Below are 6482 nucleotides of genomic sequence, written 5' to 3'. Positions count from 1 at the left end.
CATGGCCTCGATGTCGATCCGGGCGCGGGAGATGATCTCGACGTTGCCGCCCAGCCAGGCGATCTTGCGGCCGAAGGCCTCGCGCGAGAGGCCCCGGCGGACCATCAGGTCCAGGGCCCGCTCGGCCTGGCCGATGGAGCGCATGCAGTGGTGGATCCGGCCCGGGCCGAGGCGCAGCTGGCTGATCTCGAAGCCGCGGCCCTCACCGAGCAGAATGTTCGATTCCGGCACCCGCACATTGGTGAAGCGGATGTGCATGTGGCCATGGGGGGCGTCATCCTCGCCGAAGACGTTCATCGGGCCGAGAATCTCCACCCCGGGGGTGTCGATGGGCACCAGGATCTGCGACTGCTGGCGGCTGGGGGGCGCGTCCGGGCTGGTCTTGACCATGGTGATCATGATCTTGCAGCGCGGGTCGCCGGCGCCGGAGATGTAGTACTTCTCGCCGTTGATCACCCACTCGCCGTTCTCGAGCACCGCGCGCATGCCGACGTTCTTGGCGTCGGAGGAGGCCCGGTCCGGCTCGGTCATGGCGAAGGCCGAGCGGATCTCGCCGTTCAGCAGGGGCTTCAGCCAGCGCTCCTTCTGCTCCGGCGTGCCGACCCGCTCCAGAACCTCCATGTTGCCGGTGTCCGGCGCCGAGCAGTTCATGACCTCCGAGGCAAGCGGGACCTTGCCCAGCTCCACGGCGATGTAGGCGTAGTCGAGGTTGGACAGGCCCTCGCCGGTCTCGGCGTCGGGCAGGAAGAAGTTCCAGAGGCCTTCCTTCTTGGCCTGGTTCTTGGCTTCCTCGAGCAGTTCCAGCTGGCCGGGGGCGTAGCTCCAGCGGTCCGCCCGGCCCTCGCCGAGCTGGTGGAACTTCTCCGACATCGGGGCGACGGTCTCTTGGACGAAGCGCTTCACGTGCTCGTACAGCGGCGTGGCCTTCTCGCTCATCCGGAGGTCGTTCAGGTCGTCATGCGGATCGAAGCCGAAGGCGGTGCGGGGGGGTGGGGGCGTCATCGTGTTCATGGTGTCTTTCCTGCTCCTTCTCGGGCCTCTGGGCGGGTCGCCGCGACAATCTGAACATTCAGTATGTCAGCGGGACCTCGTGCGCCAATCGTTTTTGGGGCTCTGACGCGAGGTCATCCGCGATCTTCCTTCACCGGGAAGGGGTGGGCGGCCTCTTCTGCATCGGCGGCCAGGGCCCGCAGGGTGGCGGCGTGGGACTCCCGGCTGATCCGGTATCCCGCAAGGAGGGCGATTCCGGCGAGATAGAGACCGATGATGACGGGAGAGTAGAGGGCGCCCATTCGCTGGATGACCTCCGGCGAGGTGTCGGCGGGGGCGACCCCGGGGGTAAGCCCGATGGCGTCGATGAGGATGGCGGCGGCGAGGATGCCAAAGCCCGAGACCGACTTTCCGACAAAGGCGGAGGCGGCGAAGAACAGGCCCTCCGACCGGCGTCCGGTCTTCAGCTCCGCCTCCTCGACCACGTCGGCGATCATGGAGGCGCCCATGGTCGAGGCGATGATCCCGCAGGTCACGCCGACGATGGAGGTGGTGAACAGGATGGCGAAGAGCTCGGGCGAGCCATTGGGCGGAAAGAGGCCGGCCAGGCGCAGCAGCACCGGCCCGAGCCCGATCGCCAGGGACAGGAGCGACAGCAGCATGGCCGTATGCTTCTTGCCGAATCGTCGCGAGAGCAGGGGGGCGGACGGCAGGGCGACAAAGGCCGAGACAAAGACCCCCAGGGTGATGACCGAGATCTGCGCCGCCGAGAACTCCCAGAAGAAGGTGTTGAAGTAGCCGTTCATCGAGGCCACGAGCCCGCCGGCCAGGGCCGTGGCGATGCTGGAGGCCAGCAGGAACAGGAAGGACCGGTTGTTCAGGGTTTCACGCACCTCCGCCAGGGTCTGGCCGAGGGTCTTCGCCTGCTTCGCGGGGGGCGAGCGGAGACTCGGGATGCGGCGATGGGTGCCGGCGGCGGAGACGACGATGGCGACCAGCATGATCAGCGAGGCGATCAGGCCGTACCGACCGTAACCCTCCGGGTTGAGCTGGCCGACGGCGTGGTTTGCGTCCGGGCGCAGGAGGACCCCGAAGGCGAGGGCCTGGATGGACAGGCCGCCGACCCAGGCGAAGAAGAACCTGTAGCTGAGGAGGACCGAGCGGTCGTCGTAGCTGGAGGTGAATTCAGCGGCGAGAGCGGAGGACGGCACCTCGTAGAAGGCGACAAAGGTCCGTATCACGATGGCCAGCACGGTCAGGTAGACAAACATTCCCTCCTGGGACAGGTCCGGGGGGTTCCAGAGCGCGGCGTAGGACACCGCCACGGGCAGGGCGGCGGCGTACATGAAGGGATGCCGGCGGCCCCAGGGCGATCGCAGGTTGTCGGAAACGTGGCCGATGAGCGGGTCGATCACGGCGTCGAAGAGCAGAGCGGTCAGGAGGGCCAGGGCCACGAGGCTGGCGGGCACGCCGAGGACCTGATTGTAGAACAGCATCAGCATGAAGCTGAAACCGTTGTCCTTCACCCCGAAGGCGATGGACCCGAGCCCGTAGAAGATGCGCGTCGACCGGTCGAGCCGGCCCTCGGGCGCAGGCGCCGCAGCTGACGTCATCTGTTCCCCCGTTACCTGACGTCAATCGGCCCTGACGTCATTCGGCCCCGACGCCATTGGGTCACCCTCCTGGGGGACCGTCAACCGCCGCCGCCCTTGCCGACGGGATGACCCGGCCATAGCATACCGGCCGCTCAATGCCCTCGGGGGGACCATGGCCGACGCACAAGCCGACTATCCGCTGTCAGGACTGAGGGTGCTGGATTTCTCCCGCGTCCTCGCCGGTCCCTTCGCCGGCCGCCTGCTCTCGGACCTTGGCGCCGACGTGGTCAAGGTCGAGCCGCCGGAGGGCGATGTCACCCGCAACTGGGGGCGGGTGAAGGGCGGCGTGCCCGGCTTTTTCCACCAGCAAAACGCCGGCAAGCGCAACATCTGCATCGACCTGCGCGCGCCCGGCGCCCGGGAGCTGGTGCTGGACCTGGTCCGCCAGGCGGACATCCTGATCGAGAACTACCGGCCCGACGTCATGGACCGGCTGGGGCTGGGCTATGACGTCCTGTCGCAGGCCAATCCGCGCCTGATCATGCTGTCCATCTCCGGCTTCGGCGCCGGCGGGCCGGAGTCGCGCCGCCCCGCCTATGCCCCCATCGTGCATGCGGAGATGGGGCTGATCGCCCGCCAGGCCCGGCGCAATGGCATCCCGCGCAGCGACCTGCCCCTGTCGGTGGCCGACACCAACGCTTCCCTGCACGGCCTGATCGGCCTCCTCTCGGCGGTGATCCTCCGTGAACGGACGGGCAAGGGCCAGCACATCGACATCGCCATGGTGGACGCCACCCTCGTGACCGACGACCAGTTCCACTACGAGGCCGAGGACTCCGAGGACACCATGGACCTTCCGCCGGACATCTGGGAGACGGGCGCCGGCCCCATCCTGGTCTCGGCGGACTTCCGCTACCTCTTCCGCCAGCTGACCTCGAAGCTGGGCCTGAAGGACCCTGGCGAGGGGGTCTCCGACCTCGACCGCAAGATCGCCCTGCGACGGGCGGCGGTAGGCGATCTGATGAAGGGCCTGACGGACTGGGGCAAGGTGACTGAAGCCATGGCGGCCATGAACATCGCCTGGGGCGAGGTGCGCGATGGCGCCCGCCTGCGCGAGCAGCCGACCCTGGCCCACCGGGGCTCCATCGTGGACCTCGACGACCGCGAGGGCGGGACCCGGCCCATTCCCCAGTCGCCCTACCGCTTCTCGGCGGCGAAGAGCGGCGTGCGCGGCGTCGCCCCCCACCGGGGCGAGCACAACGCCGAGGTCCTGGGCGAGTGGCTGGGCCTGGACGCCGCCCGCACCTCAGCCCTCGCCGAAGCCGGAATCCTGTCCGCAGAGGGCTGACGCGCCAAGGCCCCTTCCCTGGCGCCGCGTCTCTCCGATGAGGACATGCAGCGCCCATTGCGCCCCGTCCTGAGAGCGCCCGGCCAGGCCGGGTGAGGGACGTCAGGTCGGCTCGCCTCAGGCTGACTGGGCGGCGGCGAGGCGGCGGGCGACCTCGTCGCGGAGGCCGCGCTTGAGGATCTTTCCCGAGGCGATGCGCGGCAGGGGCTCAGGCGAGATATCGATGTAGCGGGGGATCTCGAACCGGGCGAGATGATCCTTGAGGAAGTCGCGGATCTGATCCGGGTCGAGGCCGGGATCGCCATGGACCGTGGCGCCCACCTCCTCGCCCAGCCGCTCGTCGGGGACGGCGTAGACCGCCGCCTCATGGATGTGCGGGTGCTTGAGAAGGGCGGCCTCGACCTGGCCGCAGCCGATGTTCTCGCCGCCGCGGATGATCAGGTCCTTGATGCGGTCGACGATGAACAGGTAGCCCTCGTCGTCGAGGTAGGCGACGTCGCCGGTCCGGAACCAGCCGTCCTCGAAGATCTCGGCGTTCAGCTCCGGCCGGTTCCAGTAGCCGCGGAAGAGGCTGGTCCCTCGGATCAGGAGCTCGCCGCGCTCGCCGGCCGGCAGGGCCCGGCCCTGGTCGTCGACGATCTTGAGCTCCAGCACCGCCGAGCAGCGGCCCGAGCTGGCGGGACGGTTGAGGTATTCCTCGCCGCCGATCCCGGTGCCGATGGCGTTGGTCTCGGTCATGCCCCAGCCGGTATTGGGCATGGCCTGGGCGAAGGACGAACCGATCTGGGCCACCTGCTCGGGGGCCCGGGGCGCCCCGCCGCCCCCCACCGTGAGCAGGCTGGAGAGGTCGCGCGAGGTGCGCTTGGCCTCGCGCACCAGGTCGCCGGTCATGGCTGCGGGGGCGGTGAAGCTGGTGACCTTCTCGCGCTCGATGATCTCGGCGGCGAGTTCGGCGTCCCACTTGTACATGCAGACCATGGCGCGCTGGGCGCGGTAGCACTGCAGGAAGATGGCGTTGGCGCCGGTCACGTGGAACAGGGGCACGCCCAGCAGGGCGACCGGCTGGCGGGCGGGCGGCGCCGGCTCGATCCCCTGCATGAGGGCGCCGGTCCGCAGGTCCAGCTCCCAGGAGAAGAGGGCCGAGATGATGTTGCGGTGGGAGGAGACCACGCCCTTGGGATGGCCGGTGGAGCCCGAGGTGTAGAAGATGGTGGCGTCATCGTCCGGGGCGATGTCGGCGGCCGGCAGGGTCGCGTCCTTCGCCTCCGCCACCAGGTCCTCGTAGCGGAGGGCCTTGCCGGGCCGGTCCGCGCGGACGGCGATGACGGGCACGTCGAGGTCGGACGAACAGCCCGCCAGCCGGTCCAGCCGTTCCTGGTCGGCGATGAAGACCTTCGCGCCGCAGTCCTTCAGGCCGTACTCCAGCTCGTCGGACTGCCAGAGGGCGTTCATGGCCACGGCGACGGCGCCGATGGACGTGGCGGCCTGGTAGGCGATGACCCACTCGGGGAAGTTGCGCATGGAGAAGGCGACCCGGTCGCCCTTGCCGACGCCGAAGCGCGAGACGAGCACAGAGGCCAGGCGCCCGGCGTCGCGGGCAACCTCGGCGAAGGTCATGCGCTCCTCGCCATAGACCAGGAAGGTGGCGTCCGAGACCGCTGCGGCGAACATCTCGCGCAGGGTCGGCGGGGCGTTCACGAAGACCTTGCGCGGATAGCCGCCGATCTCGAACGTCTCCAGAGCGTAGGGTTCGCCCGGCGCTGTGAGAATGGCGAGGGCCTCAGCCCGGGTGGCGGGCGGCGGGGAAGCAGGATCGGTCATGACAGTTCCGGGATCAGAAGAGGAGGCGGGCGAGTTTCTTGCGATGGAAGGCGGCGTCGCCGAACTGGGCGGCGTGCCAGATGGCCCGTCGACGGTAGAGCTGGGCGTCGCAGTCCCAGGTGAAGCCGAAGCCCCCGTGGAACTGGATCGAGCGGTCGGCGGCGAAGCTGTAGGCTCCGTCCGCCGCCGCCTTGGCCATGCGCACGGCGATCTCGCCGGTTCCCTGCTCGTTGAAACAGTGAGCCGCGCTGTAGAGGTGCGACCGGGCCTGCTCATAGCGGGTGTAGGCGTCGACCATGGGGTGCTTCAGCGCCTGGTAGGAACCGATCACCTTGCCGAACTGGGTGCGGGTGCGGAGGTAGTCGAGGGTGTAGTCGATGCAGGCCTGGGTCCCGCCCACCATGTCGGCGGCGGCCAGGAGGTTGGCGGCCAGGTGGAGGTGCTCAAGGGTCGCCCCCGCGCGGTCCGGGTCCAGCAGGCGGTCCTCCGCCACGGTCACGCCGTCGAGGGTCAGGCTGAAGGACCGGCGCGTCTCGTCGATCACCGTCTCGCGGCGCAGCGCCCCTGCCGGGAGGTCCTCGGGGGTCAGGAGGACCAGGGCCGGGGCGCCGTCCAGTCGGACCGCGACGATCAGCCGGCGGGCTGCACCGGCGTCACTCACCAGGATCTTTCGCCCCGAGAGGGACAGCCAGCCACCGTCGCCCCGGCGCGCCGCAGCAGAGATCGTG

General features: G+C 69.2%; 5 protein-coding genes. 1 reads left to right on the top strand and 4 read right to left on the bottom strand.

Annotation, left to right across the window (positions count from 1 at the left end):
• Positions 1-1011: acyl-CoA dehydrogenase family protein (locus INE98_RS12555; RefSeq protein ID WP_293539269.1), on the bottom strand; the 1011-nt coding region annotated here is incomplete at its 3' end.
• Positions 1012-1124: 113 nt separating this feature from the next.
• A complete protein-coding gene (locus INE98_RS12550; protein WP_293539268.1) occupies positions 1125-2603 on the bottom strand; it encodes an MFS transporter in 1479 nt (492 codons plus the stop codon).
• A 154-nt stretch (positions 2604-2757) separates the two neighbouring features.
• Between INE98_RS12550 and INE98_RS12545 the strand changes: the two genes are divergently transcribed.
• On the top strand, positions 2758-3933 hold the full coding sequence (locus tag INE98_RS12545; RefSeq protein WP_293539267.1) for a CaiB/BaiF CoA-transferase family protein: 1176 nt from the start codon (positions 2758-2760) through the stop codon (positions 3931-3933).
• 117 nt (positions 3934-4050) lie between these two features.
• Here the strand turns inward: INE98_RS12545 and INE98_RS12540 are convergent, their stop codons facing one another.
• Together INE98_RS12540 and INE98_RS12535 are read right to left on the bottom strand one after the other, a co-directional pair.
• Complete coding sequence (locus INE98_RS12540) at positions 4051-5754, bottom strand: class I adenylate-forming enzyme family protein (protein WP_293539266.1); 1704 nt, start codon at positions 5752-5754, stop codon at positions 4051-4053.
• A 13-nt stretch (positions 5755-5767) separates the two neighbouring features.
• Positions 5768-6482 (bottom strand): acyl-CoA dehydrogenase family protein (locus INE98_RS12535; RefSeq protein ID WP_293539265.1); only part of this gene is annotated, 715 nt, incomplete at its 5' end.

The sequence above is a fragment of the Phenylobacterium sp. genome (genome assembly GCF_020253645.1).
GTDB lineage: Bacteria > Pseudomonadota > Alphaproteobacteria > Caulobacterales > Caulobacteraceae > Phenylobacterium.
The sequence above is the reverse complement of the archived record's forward strand: the minus strand, read 5'-3'. Positions and strand labels throughout refer to the sequence as shown.